Annotated in this window: 13 protein-coding genes; 12 read left to right on the top strand and 1 reads right to left on the bottom strand. The window is 36.5% G+C overall.

Annotated elements, in window-relative coordinates; all coding sequences use genetic code 11:
- Positions 1 to 516 precede the first annotated feature (516 nt).
- The 12 genes from rplM (at position 517) to BT999_RS08040 (ending at position 14,862) form a co-directional block, all read left to right on the top strand.
- Positions 517 to 951 (top strand): 50S ribosomal protein L13, encoded by a 435-nt coding sequence (gene rplM, locus BT999_RS08095; protein ID WP_072697285.1) that lies wholly within the window; start codon positions 517 to 519, stop codon positions 949 to 951.
- A 41-nt stretch (positions 952 to 992) separates the two neighbouring features.
- Positions 993 to 1,385 carry a 30S ribosomal protein S9 gene (gene rpsI / locus BT999_RS08090; RefSeq protein WP_072697284.1) on the top strand — a complete coding sequence of 131 codons (393 nt, stop codon included), beginning with the start codon at positions 993 to 995 and terminating at the stop codon, positions 1,383 to 1,385.
- Between the two features lie 360 nt (positions 1,386 to 1,745).
- Complete coding sequence (locus BT999_RS08085; protein WP_084650654.1) at positions 1,746 to 2,936, top strand: branched-chain amino acid ABC transporter substrate-binding protein; 1,191 nt, start codon at positions 1,746 to 1,748, stop codon at positions 2,934 to 2,936.
- Between the two features lie 155 nt (positions 2,937 to 3,091).
- Positions 3,092 to 3,997, top strand: coding sequence for a branched-chain amino acid ABC transporter permease (locus BT999_RS08080; protein ID WP_072697283.1), 906 nt, complete (start codon positions 3,092 to 3,094; stop codon positions 3,995 to 3,997).
- A complete protein-coding gene (locus BT999_RS08075; RefSeq protein ID WP_072697282.1) occupies positions 3,994 to 5,034 on the top strand; it encodes a branched-chain amino acid ABC transporter permease in 1,041 nt (346 codons plus the stop codon). Before BT999_RS08080 ends, BT999_RS08075 begins: the two co-directional genes overlap by 4 nt.
- 2 nt (positions 5,035 to 5,036) lie before the next feature.
- Positions 5,037 to 5,801, top strand: coding sequence for an ABC transporter ATP-binding protein (locus BT999_RS08070; protein ID WP_072697281.1), 765 nt, complete (start codon positions 5,037 to 5,039; stop codon positions 5,799 to 5,801).
- A 65-nt stretch (positions 5,802 to 5,866) separates the two neighbouring features.
- The gene (locus BT999_RS08065) at positions 5,867 to 6,583 is read left to right on the top strand and encodes an ABC transporter ATP-binding protein (RefSeq protein ID WP_072697280.1); all 717 of its coding nucleotides are present in this window, start codon (positions 5,867 to 5,869) and stop codon (positions 6,581 to 6,583) included.
- A 41-nt stretch (positions 6,584 to 6,624) separates the two neighbouring features.
- A complete protein-coding gene (locus BT999_RS08060; protein ID WP_072697279.1) occupies positions 6,625 to 8,076 on the top strand; it encodes a sigma-54-dependent transcriptional regulator in 1,452 nt (483 codons plus the stop codon).
- A gap of 413 nt (positions 8,077 to 8,489) precedes the next feature.
- Positions 8,490 to 10,703: a diguanylate cyclase domain-containing protein gene (locus BT999_RS08055; RefSeq protein WP_072697278.1), complete on the top strand. Its 2,214-nt coding sequence runs from the start codon at positions 8,490 to 8,492 to the stop codon at positions 10,701 to 10,703.
- A 168-nt stretch (positions 10,704 to 10,871) separates the two neighbouring features.
- Positions 10,872 to 12,158 carry a transglycosylase SLT domain-containing protein gene (locus BT999_RS08050; RefSeq protein WP_072697277.1) on the top strand — a complete coding sequence of 429 codons (1,287 nt, stop codon included), beginning with the start codon at positions 10,872 to 10,874 and terminating at the stop codon, positions 12,156 to 12,158.
- Between the two features lie 50 nt (positions 12,159 to 12,208).
- Entirely contained in the window at positions 12,209 to 12,826 is a 618-nt protein-coding gene (locus BT999_RS08045; protein ID WP_072697276.1) for an OmpH/Skp family outer membrane protein, read from the top strand.
- A gap of 308 nt (positions 12,827 to 13,134) precedes the next feature.
- Positions 13,135 to 14,862, top strand: coding sequence for an L-lactate permease (locus tag BT999_RS08040; protein WP_072697275.1), 1,728 nt, complete (start codon positions 13,135 to 13,137; stop codon positions 14,860 to 14,862).
- A gap of 377 nt (positions 14,863 to 15,239) precedes the next feature.
- On the opposite strand, the gene BT999_RS08035 is transcribed toward BT999_RS08040, so the two are convergent.
- Positions 15,240 to 17,069: a peptide-binding protein gene (locus BT999_RS08035; protein ID WP_072697274.1), complete on the bottom strand. Its 1,830-nt coding sequence runs from the start codon at positions 17,067 to 17,069 to the stop codon at positions 15,240 to 15,242.
- Positions 17,070 to 17,239 lie beyond the last annotated feature (170 nt).

The following is a 17,239-nucleotide window of genomic DNA, read 5'->3' as shown; positions in this document are numbered from 1 at the left end:
AAGTTAGAGTTTAATTGAAATAAAAAGTTAAAATAGTATCAAAAACATCTTTTAAAGATATACTAATTTTTAAAAATTGAAAAGTACAAACACTCCACTTTTTTTAAACAAACACAAGAAAAAGTATAAAGCTTTAAAACTCTTTTTTTAGATTAAGCTTTAAAGTATATAAATAAAATTATTGCAATATAAACAGTCTGTTACATAAAAACACCAAATTAAAACATATAATAATGGTTTTATCAAAAATAAATTCATAAAAAAGCTTTTTTCTACTTGTATTTTATTTTATTTTAGGCTAAGTATCCTTTTTCAGGAATTTACATTGCTGTTTTGAGTATTGTTTTTTACCTCTCGATACAAGGTTTGCTCTAAAAAATATTATCATGTAATTTCGGACTGATAATATGGGCGTTATGAAAACAAAAACAAGGCTAAACGGCTACTGCTTAATCGATAACAATAATAAAAGTAAATAAGGCAACTTACAGCCTAATGAATAGGAGTTTTCCAACAATGAAGACTTTCACCCCCACACCTAAAGACATTAAGCGCGAATGGTTTCAGCTTGATGCTCAAGACAAAATTTTAGGTCGTCTTGCGTCCCAAATAGCCCACCGCCTCCGCGGTAAACACAAACCAGAATTTGCCACTCATATGGATAACGGCGATTTTATCGTAGTTGTTAACTGCGAAAAAATTAAAGTTACCGGAACAAAGATGGCAGATAAGTCATATTATCGCTATAGCGGTTATGTTGGCGGGTTGCGCGAAACAAAACTTCACAAAATGCTCGAAACTAAGCCGGAAGAAGTATTACGTCAAGCCGTGCGTGGAATGCTGCCTAAAAACAGTCTCGGAAAAGCCATGCTCAAAAAATTAAAAATCTATGCGGGCAATGAACATCCTCATACCGCTCAAAACCCCAAAGAACTTGTTTTACCTTACTAAACAAGTTATAACCAATTTTTGAATTTATAGCGGAGTTTAAAATGTCCAACGAATTTAATTACGGAACCGGTCGTCGCAAAACTGCTACTTCTCGTACCCGCCTTTATAAAGGAAGCGGAAAAATAGAAGTAAACGGCAGACCTTTTGAAAATTATTTCACTCGTAAATCCCTTCAAATGATCGTACGTCAACCGCTCGTATTAGCTAAGTTGACAGATAAATTTGATATTAAAGTAAACGTAAACGGCGGCGGAATCAGCGGTCAGGCAGAAGCCGTTCGTCACGGCATTTCTCGTGCCTTGCTTGATTACGAATTGGAATTACGCGGTATTCTTAAAAAAGCCGGCTTTTTAACTAGAGATTCTCGTGTTAAAGAGCGTAAAAAATATGGTCTTCGTGCTGCTCGTGCACGCTACCAATATTCAAAACGTTAAGAATTACGTTTATTATTGGTTTTACTCAAAAATCTTATTTTTTAAGTTTTTTGTGCTTAAACAAATATAAAGAAATATTAAAAGGTCAGGTTTATGCCTGGCCTTTTGTTATATAAAAAGCTCGAAAGTTATACTTATAAAACCAAAAATTTAAACTAATTGGAAGATATTTCTATTTATTGACAAAATAAGGTTGCCATTTTTTAAATTTTTAAGCAAAATAAACTTTTGGTTAAGCGTCAAACTATGCCACAATGCGTTTATGGCAAAACATAAAAAACTTACTAATGATTAAAGCTATAGTCATTGTTGACTTTTTTAACATTATTAAACGTTTATTTTAAACGACAGGAGACAATCATGGACAAACAGTCAGTTTACCACCTTAACTTAACAGCAATAAAAAACTTTTTTTGCTCAGGTTTGAGTCTTTTTTTCTTAGCGTTTGCCCTTGTCGGCTTTTGCCTGTCTGCTCCGGCTTATTCCAAAGACGAACCCATTAAAATCGGCTTGATGTGTGCTTTAACCGGTCCTTTCGCCAGCGAAGGACAAGATATGAGAAATGTGGTTCAAATTTTAGCAGACGAACTCAACAAAAAAGGCGGTATTAACGGACAAAAAGTCGAAATTATCGTAGAAGACGATGCCGGCGACCCTCGTAGTGCGGCATTGGCAGCTCAACGTTTGTCGACAAAAGGCGTGAGTGCCGTAATAGGAACTTATGGTTCTGCTGTTACCGAAGCTTCTCAAAATATTTATGATGAGTCTGAAATCGTACAAATTGCAACAGGTTCGACTGCTATTCGTTTAACCGAAAAAAATCTTCCGCTTTTCTTCCGTACTTGCCCAAGAGACGATGACCAAGGGGCTGTTGCCGCCAAAGTTTTAAAAAATAAAGGTTATAAAAAAGTTGCTATTTTGCATGACAATTCATCTTTCGCCAAAGGTTTGGCAGAGTCGGCTAAGCCTGAAATTGAAAAAGCCGGTATAGAAATTGTTTTTTATGACGCAATAACCCCGGGCGAACGTGATTATACCACCATGCTCACTAAATTAAAGTCTATTGACCCCGATGCTATCTTTTTTACCGGATATTATAACGAAGCCGGAACAATGTTGCGTCAGATGATGGAAATGAAGTGGAAAGTTCCTTTTATCGGTGGCGATGGTGCAAATAATACTGATTTAGTTAAAATTGCCGGAAAAGACGCCGCCAAGGGTTACGCATTTTTATCACCTCCAATGCCTCAAGATTTAGATTCTCAAGATGCTAAAGAATTTATTAGTGCTTATAAAGCAAAATATAACGCCCTGCCTAGTTCTATCTGGTCTGTTTTGGCGGGTGATGCGTTTAAAGTTATTGTGGAAGGAATTAAAGCTAAGGGAACAAACTCTAAAGAATTAGCCGCCTATTTGCATAATGAATTAAAAAATTATCAAGGTTTGACCGGACCTATTTCTTTTAGCGAAAAAGGCGATCGTATCGGTGATTTTTATCGTCTGTATGAAGTGAATGCCGACGGCGTATTTATTTTACAACCGCCTTTATAGACTATTCAGCTTTAAAATCTGTTTTGCAAAATTTGGGGGAGAAAGTCCCCCAAATATTATTGTGTGGCTTGCTTTTAATATGCTGACTGCTTTAAAATACTTATACTGTTAATTTAAAAGCTGTTTTGCTAATATCTTAATGACTCAGGATTGAAATGGAAGAATTTTTTCAACAACTAACCAACGGACTCGCCGTCGGCGGAATTTATGCCTTAATTGCTTTAGGCTACACTATGGTTTACGGTGTACTCCGTTTGATTAACTTTGCCCACGGAGACCTCTTTGCTTTAGGGGGCTATTTAGGATTAACCCTTATTTTGTCTATGGGAATATCCGGAGACGTAGGTAGCTTTTACGGAATTTTATTAATCATTGTAATGGTTATGGGTTTAGTTGCCGTTGCGGGATATTTATTGGAACGAGTTGCCTATAGACCCTTACGCAACTCAAGCCGCCTCTCTGCGGTTGTTTCTGCTTTGGGTGCTTCTATCTTCTTGCAAAATGCGATCATGCTGATTTATGGTGCAAAGAACCAAGTTTATCCTAGCGATATTCGCCCAAATATGGCGTTTAGTTTGTTCGGAATGGATATTCCCGTTGTACGCATACTGATGTTTGTTTCTTCCATTCTGTTAATGCTGGGTTTATACTTTTTTATTCATCGCACCAAAACAGGTTCGGCAATTCGAGCTGTTGCAATTGATCAAGGTGCTGCCAAGCTTATGGGGATAGACGTTAACAAAATTATTGCACTCGTTTTTATGATCGGACCTGCTTTAGGCGGAGCCGCCGGGGTTATGGTCGGTCTGCTTTACGGGCGTGTTGACCCGGCTATGGGTTGGGGTTATGGCTTAAAGGCGTTTACCGCCGCAATTATTGGAGGAATAGGCAATATTCCCGGTGCTATGTTAGGCGGTTTTTTATTGGGAATAATAGAAGCTCTCGGGGCTGCTTATATTTCTAGTGCTTGGAGAGACGCTATCTCTTTCGGAGTTTTGATTTTGATTCTTATAGTGCGTCCGACGGGGTTATTAGGCGAGAGGGTTGCTGATAAATTATGAGTCAAATATTTAACAATCAAAAAATATTATACGCCGGTTATATAATTTTTTGGATCGGTATTTTACTCTTTCCACAGCTCACAAGTGCTTATCATACCGATGTTTTAAACAGTGTGGGAATGTATATTTCTTTGGCTTTGTCTTTAAATTTAATATTGGGACAAAGCGGACTTTTCCATATGGGGCATACGGCTTTTTATGCTGTTGGTGCTTATGTAACGGGAATTTTGGCGACTCAATACGGCTTTTCAATTATCCAAACCCTTCCGTTCGCCGGGATTTGTGCCGCTATATTGGCTTTTTTATTGGCACGCCCGATTATCCACTTGAGAGGCGATTATTTTTTAATCGTAACTATTGGAATTGTTGAAATAGTTAGAATTACCCTGACAAACGATATAGGCGGACTTACCGGAGGGGCAAACGGGATTTTCGGAATAGCCAAACCAGTTTTATTTGGTATTAAAATATCAAAGACAATTGATTTTTATTATCTTATTTGGTTTTTTGTTGGGTTAAGCATTCTTGTCTTTGCCTCTTTGAATAACTCTCGCTTTGGGCGAGCCTTAAATTATATCAGAGAAGACGAAACCGCAGCAGCAGGTAGCGGAATAAACACAACCAACTATAAGCTTTTGGCGTTTGTCATCGGTGCGTTTTGGGCCGGTCTTTGCGGAACTATCTTTGCGTCTAAAATGAGTATTATTTCTCCGGGTTCTTTTTCTTTTGACGAATCGGTTAAATTGTTTGCAATTGTTATTTTAGGTGGATCAGGCAGTATTAGGGGAGTAATTTTGGGGTCTTTTTTAATTATTGGTTTGCCTGAATTATTTAGAGACTTGGAAAGTGCCAGAATGTTGTTTTTTGGTCTTGCTATGGTTGTGATGATGATTTTTCGTCCTCAAGGACTGTTGCCTGAACGTATGCGTAAATATAACGTAAAAAATTTAGTCGGTATTTTTCCTTGTATGATCTCACTCAAAAACCGCTTGGACACAAACGCTCAGCGGACTCAAACGATTCAGGAAAAGGTCTAATAATGAGCTTACTTGAATTACAAAACGTTAGCAAAAAATTTGGCGGACTAATTGCCGTCAACTCTGTTTCCTTTACTATGGAAAAAGGTAGTGTTGTTGGTTTAATCGGTCCAAACGGTGCGGGAAAAACAACCGCCTTTAACTTGATTACCGGAAATTACAAGCCCGATAACGGCAATATTTTGTTCCAAGAAAAAAATATCTCTGGGCTTGAGCCATATCAAATTGTAAAACTCGGTATAGCACGCACCTTTCAAACTATTCGCTTATTTTCAAAAATGAGTATTTTGGATAATGTGCTTTCCGGTTGTCATTGTCGCATGAGTTCGGGCATTTTTTCTTCTCTTTTTAAAACACCTTCTCAAAAAAAAGAAGAAAAACGAGCGATTGAAAAAGCTATGCAAGAGTTGGCTTTTGTCGGTTTAGATTCACAATATGACAATAAGGCAAAAAACCTTTCTTACGGAAATCAACGCCTGCTTGAAATAGCCAGGGCCTTGGCAAGCGACCCGAAACTTTTGATTTTAGATGAACCGGCAGGCGGAATGAATGATCAGGAAACCCAAGCCTTGATCGGTTTAATAGAAGCTATAAAACAAAGAGACATCAGCGTTTTGTTGATTGAACACGATATGGGGCTTGTGATGGAAGTTTGTCAACATTTAATCGTTTTGGAATATGGTGCCGTGATTGCAGACGGAAAACCGGAAAAAGTTCGCAACGACCCGGCGGTTATCGAAGCTTATCTTGGCTCTGATGACGACTAACTATTTAAAAAGACTTCATTGTTTTTCAAACTTATATTTTACTTAGATTTAAAAATGATAATATTATGAACTTAGAACTGAAAAACCTTCATGTGGCTTATGGAAATGTTGAAGCCTTACACGGTATTAACTTGCATATAAATATGGGAGAAATCGTTACTATTCTTGGGGCAAACGGAGCGGGTAAAACCACGACCTTAATGAGTATTAGCGGTTTGGTTAAGCCAAATAAAGGGGAAATTCTTTTTGATAACCAAGCCCTTCATTCACTTCCAAGCCACGAAATAGTTAAACGAGGAATCACTCAATCACCCGAAGGACGCAGAGTTTTTGGAACAATGAGCGTTATTGAAAATCTTAATCTGGGTGCTTTTACTTCTCAAAATATCAAAAAAAATACTCAAACTTTAGAATGGATTTTTCGGCTCTTCCCACGTTTAATGGAGAGAAAACACCAACTGGCAGGAACCTTGTCAGGCGGGGAACAACAAATGCTCGCTATCGGTCGTGCCTTAATGGGAAACCCAAAAATTTTGTTATTGGACGAACCTTCTCTTGGCTTGGCACCAATTTTGGTACGCTCAATTTTTTCAACAATTAAAGCAATCAACGACGCCGGCGTAACCGTTATCTTAGTCGAACAAAACGCAAAAGCGGCTTTAAAACTTGCCGATAGAGGTTATGTTATGGAAGTCGGCAAAATTGTAATGGAAGATAAGGCGTCAAATTTATTGAAAAACCCTGATATCCAAAAAGCATATTTAGGCGGAACAATAAAATAACTCAAAACTTTTAAACCAAGCTTTTCCCAAAGGAAACAACCATGCAAAAAAATACTCAACATATTCTCTTGGTTGATGATGATGCCGGACACAGGGGCATGTTAAAAATGATGCTTGGTTCTTGGGGTTATAAAGTTACCGAAGCTGAAAACGGGCAAAAAGCCTTGGATTTTATTTCCGCCTCAACAAACTCCACAACAAACGCAATGCCAAATATCGTCTTAATGGACATTAGAATGGCACAAATGGACGGAATCACGGCGTTAAAACATATAAAAAATAGCTTGCCCGAACTTCCCGTGATTATGATGACGGCTTATTCTTCGCTCTCAACGGCTGTCGAAGCCTTGCGTCTTGGGGCTTACGATTATTTAAACAAACCGTTAAATTTTGACGAGCTTAAACTTAGCCTCGAACGAGCCTCGGAACATACTCTCTTAAAAAAAGAAAATAAAAAGTTAAAAGAATCATTACAAATACTTGATGATGAAGAAGACTTACTTTTTCCCGAATTAATCGGAAATTCAAAAGTAATGCGAACTTTAAAACAATTTATTTTAACGGTTGCTCCGACCGAAGCAACTATTTTAATAGAAGGTGAATCGGGAACAGGAAAAGAATTAGTCGCAAAAGCTATTCATAGTGCCGGTTTAAGAAGCAAAAAAGAATTAATATTGCTCAATTGTGCTGCTTTATCCGAAAACTTATTGGAAAGCGAACTCTTCGGACACGAAAAAGGTGCTTTTACCGGTGCTGACAAAAAACGAGAGGGGCGTTTTATTCAAGCCAACGAGTCTACAATTTTTTTAGATGAGATTGGGGAAATGCCGCTTTCGCTTCAACCAAAGCTGTTACGTGTTTTGCAACAAGGCGAAATCCAACGAGTTGGAAGCGATCAGCTTTTGAAAGTTGATGCCAGAATAATTGCGGCAACAAACAGAAACCTTTTAAACGAAGTCAAAGAAGGCAAATTTAGAGAAGATTTATATTTTAGATTAAACGTAATTAATCTTAAAGTTCCCGCCTTAAGAGAAAGAAAAGAAGATATTCCCTTACTTGCCTCTTATTTTCTTAAAAAATTCTCGGAAAAAAACAACAAAAACGTAACAACAATAAACCCAAAAGCTTTGGAGCTTTTAAGCTCGTATCATTGGGCCGGGAATGTCAGAGAATTGCAAAACATTATAGAGCGTGCGGTTATTTTAACACCGCCAAACTCAAACGAACTCGATATAAAAGTCCTTCCACCGCAATTTTATAATGAGAATAAAGAAACCAATACTCTTAAGATTTCTGAAACATTATCGAATTTTAACAGCGAAACTCAGGGTTCGCTAACAGATTTGTCTTTGGCAACAATAGAAAAACAGGCGATAAGAGAAAACCTTAAAAAGTATGATGGAAATCGTAGCGAAGTCGCCAGAATATTGGGCATTACTCGTTCCACTCTATTAAAAAAAATAAAAGACTATAATTTGACAGAAAACGAATAAAGATCAAAAAACTTTCAGTTCGGTTTTCTCATAAATTACCTGTAAGTAATTTAACGTTGTGTTTTGAAAATATATTTTCTAAAAAATTCAAAAATTGGCAATATTTTCCGGTGCAAATCTATATTTTTTATACTATAATATGTTCGCAAGATATAATACTAATTGCAATTTGATTTTTATACAATAAAAATAGGCTGTTATCTTGTGTTTAAGTGTTGTTAAAAAATAAATATTTTGGCAAGTATTTTGCAAAAAATATTCAAGCAAAAGAGTATATCATTACCTGCAAAAAAAGTTTCAAAAGAACCACAAAATATCATAAAATAATTTTACACACCCTTTATTTTAGTATAGTAAAAAAAGAATTGCAGTATCTCAAATAAGATTTTTATCCGCAAACAGGAAAAGCCGCTATGAACAAAAAGTTAAATATAGAAGCGACACCAAATCTATTCAGCAGTTCAAAACGTGAAACAAGATATCTAAACCTTAACTTGTTGCCTTGTGCTGTATTTATTTTAGATCACAATCTGTTTTGCGTTGACTGTAACTTAAAAGGGCTTGACTTTCTAAGCTTAATCGCAAAGCGTTCGGTTCAATATAATGAGTTGATAAAAAATAATCAAATTAACCCCAAAGCTTGGGCAAACTTTTTACCTGATAAAATAGAAAAAAAATTTAACGACTTTTTTGAACAACACAAAGATTATTTAAACAGTAAGAAATTAAATTTTTCTGAATTGATAAAAATCAAAACGCCTTCTTTTACAATTAAAATAAACAAAGAACTAAACGTAAAGCTAACTTTTTTATTAGGTTACAAAACTCTTGTTGTTGCCTGTGAATATTTAAGTTCACAAAATCAACAACAAATAACTACGCTTATTAACGATGAAAAAAACATTTTTTGTGCCTATGAACTTTCTTTAAACGTAGACTCAATACATCATTTAGAGACAAACCCTGACTTTCCGCAAATTCCATATATCTCACTTAACGACCTTTATCACAGCATACACCCTGATGATGCTTTAAATGCTGTCTTTTATATCTTTCAAAGAGCCGATAAACAGCTTACTTCTGACCTAAAATATCGCATAAAAAACAACGCCGGCAAGTGGACTTATGTTGAAGACAGCCTGCTTGACTTTACCTACGAGAAAGGTTTAACGCATGTCGGAGCTTACAGCCTTATACGCGAAATAGAAGAAAAACCGAAAAAAATGGAAACATTTATCGGCTCTTCCAACTGTCTTGCCACACAAATTTTAGAATATACGGTTGACGGACTTTTTGATTGGAACGTAAAAAACGGGCTAATACAATATTCCGCTCAATTTAGAGACCTTTTGGGTTATGAAGCCACAGACTATACAAACAAAGACAACCTTTGGCGTTCTATGATTCATCCAAATGATATTCCAAACCTGAGAAAACAGAGAGCGGCTTGTATTTTAGGAAGAAAAGATTTTTTACAACTAGAGTGTAGAGCCAGAAAACAAGATAATACCACAATCTGGCTTCGTTATAAGCTCAAAGTAATTTCAAAAAATAAAAACGGAATTGCAACACGCTGTGTCGCCTCAATTACCAATATTAACGAACTAAAAAACAACCAGCGTATGCTTTCGTTATTATATAATATTACTGCTGCCGCTGATGATGCCAAAACTTTTTCCGAGCTTTATCGTTCTATTTACGAGGCGTTGCCTTCAGAAAGCGGAATGGGCTTTGCTATCGCCATTGTAAACGAAGATGGCAATGTGGAATTTCCCTCAAGTTTTGATAAAGACTTGATCTATGGTTTACACACCTGTAACGAGTGTGTTTTAAGAGATTTTATTAATGAAATTCTTGAAAAAAAGAAACCGCTAAGCTCAAAAGCGTCGGGACGAACAGTAAAAGAAACAAAATGTCGTGTTCGTTGGTATTATTTAATGGGAACACCGCTTATTATTAACGAAGACCAATGTATCGGAGCTTTAATTTTCTATACGCATGAAAAAAATCATACTTTTTACGAATATGATTTTAGCTTGATGAAAATGCTTGCTAACCAAATCGCCAGCACAATAGGGCGAAAAAAACACGAATTTAACTTATCACTTTTGGCTTTAAAAGACCCTTTAACCCAACTTGCAAACAGAACCTTGTTACAAGAAAGAGTTCATTTTGGAATAGAGCGTATGAAGCGTAACCAAGATTATCTGTGTGCAATACTCATGCTTGACCTTGATCACTTTAAATTGGTTAATGACAAATACGGACACGGAGTCGGCGACGAACTTTTAAAGAAAGTTGCTAATTTTTTGGTTAAACAAGTCAGAGGGGTTGATACGGTTTGTCGCTTGGGCGGAGATGAGTTTATTATCTTTTTGGAAAATATTTTTAGCCCCGCTGAGGCTATCTACGTTGCCGAGCGTATCCTTCACGGGTTAAAAGAACCTCTAAAACTCACTAAACACGAATTGAAGGTTGAAACCAGCATAGGTGTTATCCCTGACTTAAGAGCATATGATAACCTCAACGAAATGTTACACGACGTAGATATTGCCCTCTATAGTTCAAAGCAACACGGACGGAACCGTTATGAAATATTTAATAAAAATTCAATTCCGGAAGAATAATTGAAAATATTGCTTTTTTAAAAAGTTGGATTAATAATTGCAAAGAAAGACATCAGCTCAACCAGTTTTTGAAAAACTCGTTCAATAAAAAAACTTCATCTTATTTATTAAGAGTTTATAAGAAAAAAACACTGTTATTTTTTTGACAGACAAAAAAGGTTACACAAGATGTCTCAGAATTTCAATTATCTCAATAAAAAATCCCTTTTTGGTTTATCAGAATCAGAACTTCAAGATTCGTTTTCTAACAAGATAATAACCGCTACAAAAAACTATATAAATGCAATATACTCCTTGGCGAGTTTATTGTTTATAATTATAAGTTTTTATCTTTGGCGTGTTGCCGTTTTGGTTTTTCTTTTTTTGCTTAGTGTTTGGGCTTTAAGCTTATCTTTTCAATTTATTGAAGAAAAAGATACATGGATAGCGGAAGCACCAATCAAATTAAATTATATAAACGTTTACCAAGATCAAGATTTTGATTATATTGCCGACTTTGAAAAGTTTGGAACACGCCCTTGGGCTAAACGCTATGTTATCAATAATGATAATATCATCAACTTTCAGTCTGAGTTAAACCAAAACATAGCTCAAACGAAAAATTTAAACAAACTTATACCGCTCGGGCTTTCCATAAAACAAGGCGAAGTCGTTTTATACGGAACTCAAAGCACACTCACCACGCTTCTTCCAAGTGATATTAATATTTTGCCTGAATATACTCCGCTTAATCGTTTTGAAACAAATTCCGCCAATAAAGAACTATTGAAAACAGAGCAATTGATAAATTCACCGCAAGATACTTTTTTGTTAAGTGAGCCTTATTTTTTACAGAAAGTCTATCCAAACCTTGGAATATACTTTCTAAATCAATGTAAAAAGACAAACGCTCAAAGAAAAACAATAGGCTATCGCTATTCTTATCAACCTGAATTTATTTTGTCCGGTTCTTATAAAACCACAGTAGAAAACAGCGTTAAAAAATATGGATTATCATCAGGTTTAATTTATTCCATAATGCGAACAGAAAGCAACTATCGCCCCTTTGCCGTAAGTCGTTCAAACGCTCAAGGTTTGATGCAACTTATTCCTCATGCCGCCGGGGCCGAGGCTCATCGCTTTTTAACGGGAAAAAAAGAAGTTCCGGGAACGGAGATTCTGTTTGACCCAATAAAAAATATAGAGTACGGTGTGGCGTATGTACACCTTTTGTTCTCTCGCCATTTTCATGACATTGAAAATAAAAAAAGTAGGGAACTGTGCGTAATCGCCGCCTATAACGGAGGACCAAACGCAATTTGGCGTAGCTTTAACCCAGAGCGGGAAGAAGCAATAAAAATAATAAACGGTCTTACACCAGAGGAAGTTTATCAACATCTAACCACAAAACTAAACAGGCTCGAATCACGTTTATATGTTGATAAAATTTTAAACGGAAAAGAACAAATACAATAATAGCTAACCTATTATCTATATTAAACTCACTATACATCGGAGAAATCTTCATGACAAAGCTAACAAAAATCGTTTTAAAAACTCTTTTAACGGTCGCCGTTTTAACTCTATTAACAGGTTGTAGCGACGATAAATCAGGTTCAGCTCAAAAAGCTCAAACCAATGCTACCGCAACAACTAGCCTAGAACAAAAAATTGCTGTCGGGCTTGTAGATACTGACCGCGTATTTACTAGTAGTGAAGCCGGAAAAGCCGCAGTTAAACACCTTGAAACCATCGCCGACAAATTGCAAAAAGAATTTATAAAATTACAAGAAGAAGTTAAAGGCAAGGAAAAAGATCCGGCTACCGTAGAAAAATTCCAAACAGCCGCCGCTAAACTTGAAGAAAAGTTTAAAGCAGAAGAAGAACAAGTAATGGCAAGTATAGAAAAAACCTATCAAGCTACTCTTGATTCTGTTCGTAAAAGCGAAAATTTACAGATAGTTATCGCTAAAGCTCAAGCTTTGTCTTTTGAAGCCGAACGTGATATAACCGATAAGGTTATTGCCGAAATGAATAAGCACAACCTCACTTTCACAGAGCTTAAATCAGAAAAAGAGGCTGAAAAAGATCAAGACGCTCAGTCAACAAACAGTACAAAAAAAGAAACAAACTCTACTAAATAAGACCATTGCAAAACTCCGTTTTGCGTGCTTTTATCATCGTTTTATGCTCTGTGTAGACATAGCGTAAAACGAATTAAAACACAAAAACCACTAATTTTACAGGAAAATTAAATTTCCCTTATTCGTGATTTTTGAAGTGCCTTTCTGGCGAAAGCCATATGGAGACTGTTGTTTAATAGTCTCCAAATAATAAGCTCAATTAAAACGATAAAGTATAAAATAAGCACAAAGCACACCGCATTTGTGCTTTATTTTTTTCTAAATATATACTAAGTAGGGTTTTAATATATATTATCGGAGGTTGATTTATGACTTTAGCTTTAACAGCAATGCTACCTATAATTGTAGCGTTAATACTAATGGTTGGTTTAAGAATGGGTGCTGCCAAAGCGATGCCTCTCGCATGGCTTACCGCTGTTGGCGGAGCATTTTTAGTTTGGGGTTTACCTATAGACTATATTGCCGCTTTATCAATTCAAGGCGTTATTTCGGCAATTGGTGTTTTAATTATTGTTTTTGGTGCTTTGTTAATTCTTCATACCTTACAATATTCAGGCGGTATGGAAACTATTCAATACGGAATGCAAAACGTAAGTAAAGATATGCGAGTTCAGGCTATCATTATTGGTTATATGTTTGCAGCCTTTATTGAAGGTGCCGCCGGTTTCGGAACTCCTGCTGCTCTTGCTGCTCCTCTCTTATTATCTCTTGGTTTCCCTCCGTTGGCTGCTGCTGTTTTATGCTTAGTTTTTAACTCATTCCCTGTTACTTTCGGTGCGGTCGGAACTCCGATTATCGTTGGTTTTGGAAACTCGCTTGGCACACCTCTTATGAAGGATTCCCTAGTAAGTAAGTTGCTTGCGGATGTCGGTTGGACAAGCAACGACGCTTTCTTTAAAGCCATTGGCGAAGTAGCAACCTTTATGCATGGTCCGATGATCTTTATCTTGCCTATTTTCATGCTTGGCTTTATTACTCGTTTTTATGGTCCTAAACGCTCTTGGTCCGAAGGTTTTGCCGCTTGGAAATTCTGTGTTTTCGCCGGTTTTGCCTTTGCTATTCCATATTTTGCTTTTGCTTGGCTTGTTGGGCCTGAGTTTCCATCTCTTATTGGTGGATTAATTGGTCTTGGTATTATTGTTTGGGGTGCTAAAAATAATATCTGTATGCCTACTGACGGAACTTGGACTTTTGGTGATTCTAGCAAGTGGGAAAAAGACTGGACTGGCGAAATCGCTTTTACCGGTAACACCACTTTTAAAGCTCACATGAGCCAAACTATGGCATGGTTACCTTATGTTCTTATTGGTGCTCTCCTTGTTATGACTCGTATTAAAGACCTTGGTTTAAAAGCTTGGTTAAATACAAACGGTGTTATTGAAGTTACGAATATTTTAGGCTTTGCAACAGTTAAAGAAAAATTGACTTTATTATACCTTCCGGGAACAATTCCCTTTATGTTGGTTGCTGTTTTAACCATCTTTTTACACCAAATGTCTGGCGACAAGGCAAAAGCCGCTTGGATAGATACCATCAAAAAGATGAAAAACCCAACTATTGCTTTAATGGCTGCCGTTGCCTTAGTAAAAATCTTCCAAGGTTCAGGCTTTAACCCGACTCCTTTGGAAGCAGGGCAAACAGCTCTTCCTTCGATGCCTTTGGCGTTGGCTGATTTTATCGCTTTATATCTTGGTGGCGTATGGCCTTTATTTGCATCTTTTATCGGTGGTCTCGGTGCTTTTATTACCGGTTCAAATACCGTATCAGATATGCTCTTTGGTCAATTCCAATGGGATATGGCTGTAAAACTAAATTTACCAAAAGAAATCATTCTTGCGGCTCAAGCTGCCGGTGGTGCTATGGGTAACATGATTTGTATCCACAACATTGTTGCGGTTTGTGCGGTTGTTGGTCTTGGTGGACGTGAAGGGGATATTCTTAAAAAGACCTTCTGGCCATTCTTGCTTTACGGTACTGTAGTTGGGATAGTCTGTTTCACGCTGATTGCAATCGGCTATAGCGTTATTCCTCATTAATACCTAACTGATAAAGCTAAATAACCTTTGAAAAGTGTCGGCATTTTGTCGGCACTTTTTTATTTGTGCGACCAAGTTAAGACCATTGTAAAACTCCGTTTTGCGTACTTTTTCATCATTTTATGTGTATAATAAATGTCTTAAGTTACAAAAAACAAACTTATTTTACAGGAAAATTTAAAATTTCCTTTGTTTCGGGATACCACGAAGCCCCGCAAGTTTCTCACAGCTCACGGCAGACAAAGCCAGGCTAAGTGGTTATTCGTGTTTTTGAGTGTATTCACAAAGGAAGCCTCTTTAAGACTATTGTGGAATAATCTTAAAGTGCGACCGTAATAAGTAAAAAAATATTAGTCTTATCCAACAAGAGCAATAAGCTACGGCTGTATGGTATAGCGTTGTAAATTCTTAGGTACCCACCAACGTTCAAAGTTATGGGTGAGGCCTGCTGGTGAGGGTTTAATGTCTTGAAAACGCGCATCAATAATTGGTAGGCTATACGGTACGAAAAGGAAGCAATAAGGCTGATCTTCGTGTAATATTTCTTGAAAACGATCATAAATTACTTTACGTTTTTCTTGATCCAAGGTGCTACGCCCTTCTTCGAGTAATTTGTCAACCTCAGGGTTTTTATAATTAATAAAATTCAAACCGCCGGGTTTTGCTCTTGATGAGTGCCAAACATCAAAAAGATCAGGGTCTTGAAGTATGTTCCAACCCAAAATGACTGCGTCAAAATTACCTTTGTTGACAAATTCTTTGATAAAAGCAGCCCATTCAACCGTACGAATTTTTACCTCAATACCTACTTTTTTGAGTTGATGTTGAATAATAATAGCGGCTTTGGTGCGTTGTTCGTTCCCTTGGCTAAGTAAAAGGGTAAAACTAAAATTTTTTCCGTCTTTATCCAAGATTCCGTCTTTGTTGCTATCTTTCCAACCGGCCTCGCCCAAAAGTTTTAATGCCAAATCTGGGTCATAAGAATAATCTTTAATCTGATCATTATAGACCCAAGTTCCCGGCTTATATGGCCCTATTGTAGGAAGCCCCTGAGCCAACAATACGCCGGCGAGCAAGTGATTTTTATCAATTGCCGTGGTGATTGCTTGACGTACTTTTTTATCGTTAAATAAAGGATTGTTTAAATTATACCCCATAAAAGTATAACCGAAAGAAAGATATTCAAACTTCTTATAGTTTTTTTCCCATTCTTTTGTATTGGTTTGGTGAAGTTTCTGTAATGGGGTTAGGTTCATCATATCTATTTTTTTTGCTTTTAATTCCAAAAACATGGTAGAAGGATCAGGAATAACTCTATAAGTTACACCATCAAGATAGGTTCTTCCCTCAAAAAATAAAGGGTTGCTTTTTAGAGTTAGGTTTGAGCCGGCCTCCCACTTTGTTAAGGCATAAGCGCCGTTTCCTTTGGGTTTTCGCCCAAAGCTTGCGTATTTATTAGCGAGAATTTGAGCTCTGGCGGCCGCTTGTTTTTCGTCTAATTCAGATACTTTTAGTGCGTGTTCTTTGGTTTCAAGTAAATGTTTTGGCATCATACTGCTCATCCAAGTAATCAAAGAGCGTGCAAAAACTTGATCGTAGCGTACTTCAAAAGTATATTTTCCGGTTTTTTTAAAGTCTTTAATCACTAAAAAATCTTCGGCATACGCAGTTGCAGTTTGTGGGTCAACCATGATATTATAAGTAAATTCAACATCATCAGCCGTAAACTCAACTCCGTCTTCCCACTTTATCCCTTCTTTTATTTTAAAGCGCAACAGCTTTCCGTCTTCAAGCACTTCAAAGCTCTCAGCGGCGGAAGGAACTATTTTAAGGTCTTTGTCATATTTTAATAAAGAGATAAACAATAAAGAGGCAACTTCGTGCGAGGGGGCATCTTGAGCAATAAAAGGCAAGAGGTTTGAAGGCTCTCCGGCAATGCTCAAGATAATTTGATCTCCAAACTCAGGCTGAGATTGAGCTTTGAGTGTTGCATGATAAAAAAATAAAGAAAAAAATAAGCATAATACAGCAAAGAGTTTTATGTTTAGCTCTATATTTTTTATGTGTGTATATATATATTTAATATGTTTTCTTAAATAAAAGAAAGAGGAACGTACTTTTACTTTTATATTATCTATATTATTTTTCTGTGAGAATGATATATCATGTTTTTTATAGATGTTATATATGCTTTCTTGTTTTATCATTTTCTTCCTCTTGCCCTTGATAATTTATTGTTATGTGATTATACTATAAAGATTAGTATTGTCCTGATATGCTTTTTGACTTTAATTGCGTTTTAATTTAGCTATTATGATACACACATTTTGAAAAGTCGATACCTTTTTCCTTTTTTATTTAATAAATCTATAAATAA

Origin of the sequence: Desulfovibrio litoralis DSM 11393 (assembly GCF_900143255.1) — a bacterium.
Taxonomy (GTDB): domain Bacteria; phylum Desulfobacterota; class Desulfovibrionia; order Desulfovibrionales; family Desulfovibrionaceae; genus Frigididesulfovibrio_A; species Frigididesulfovibrio_A litoralis.
This window is presented reverse-complemented; position numbering and strand designations above follow the sequence as displayed.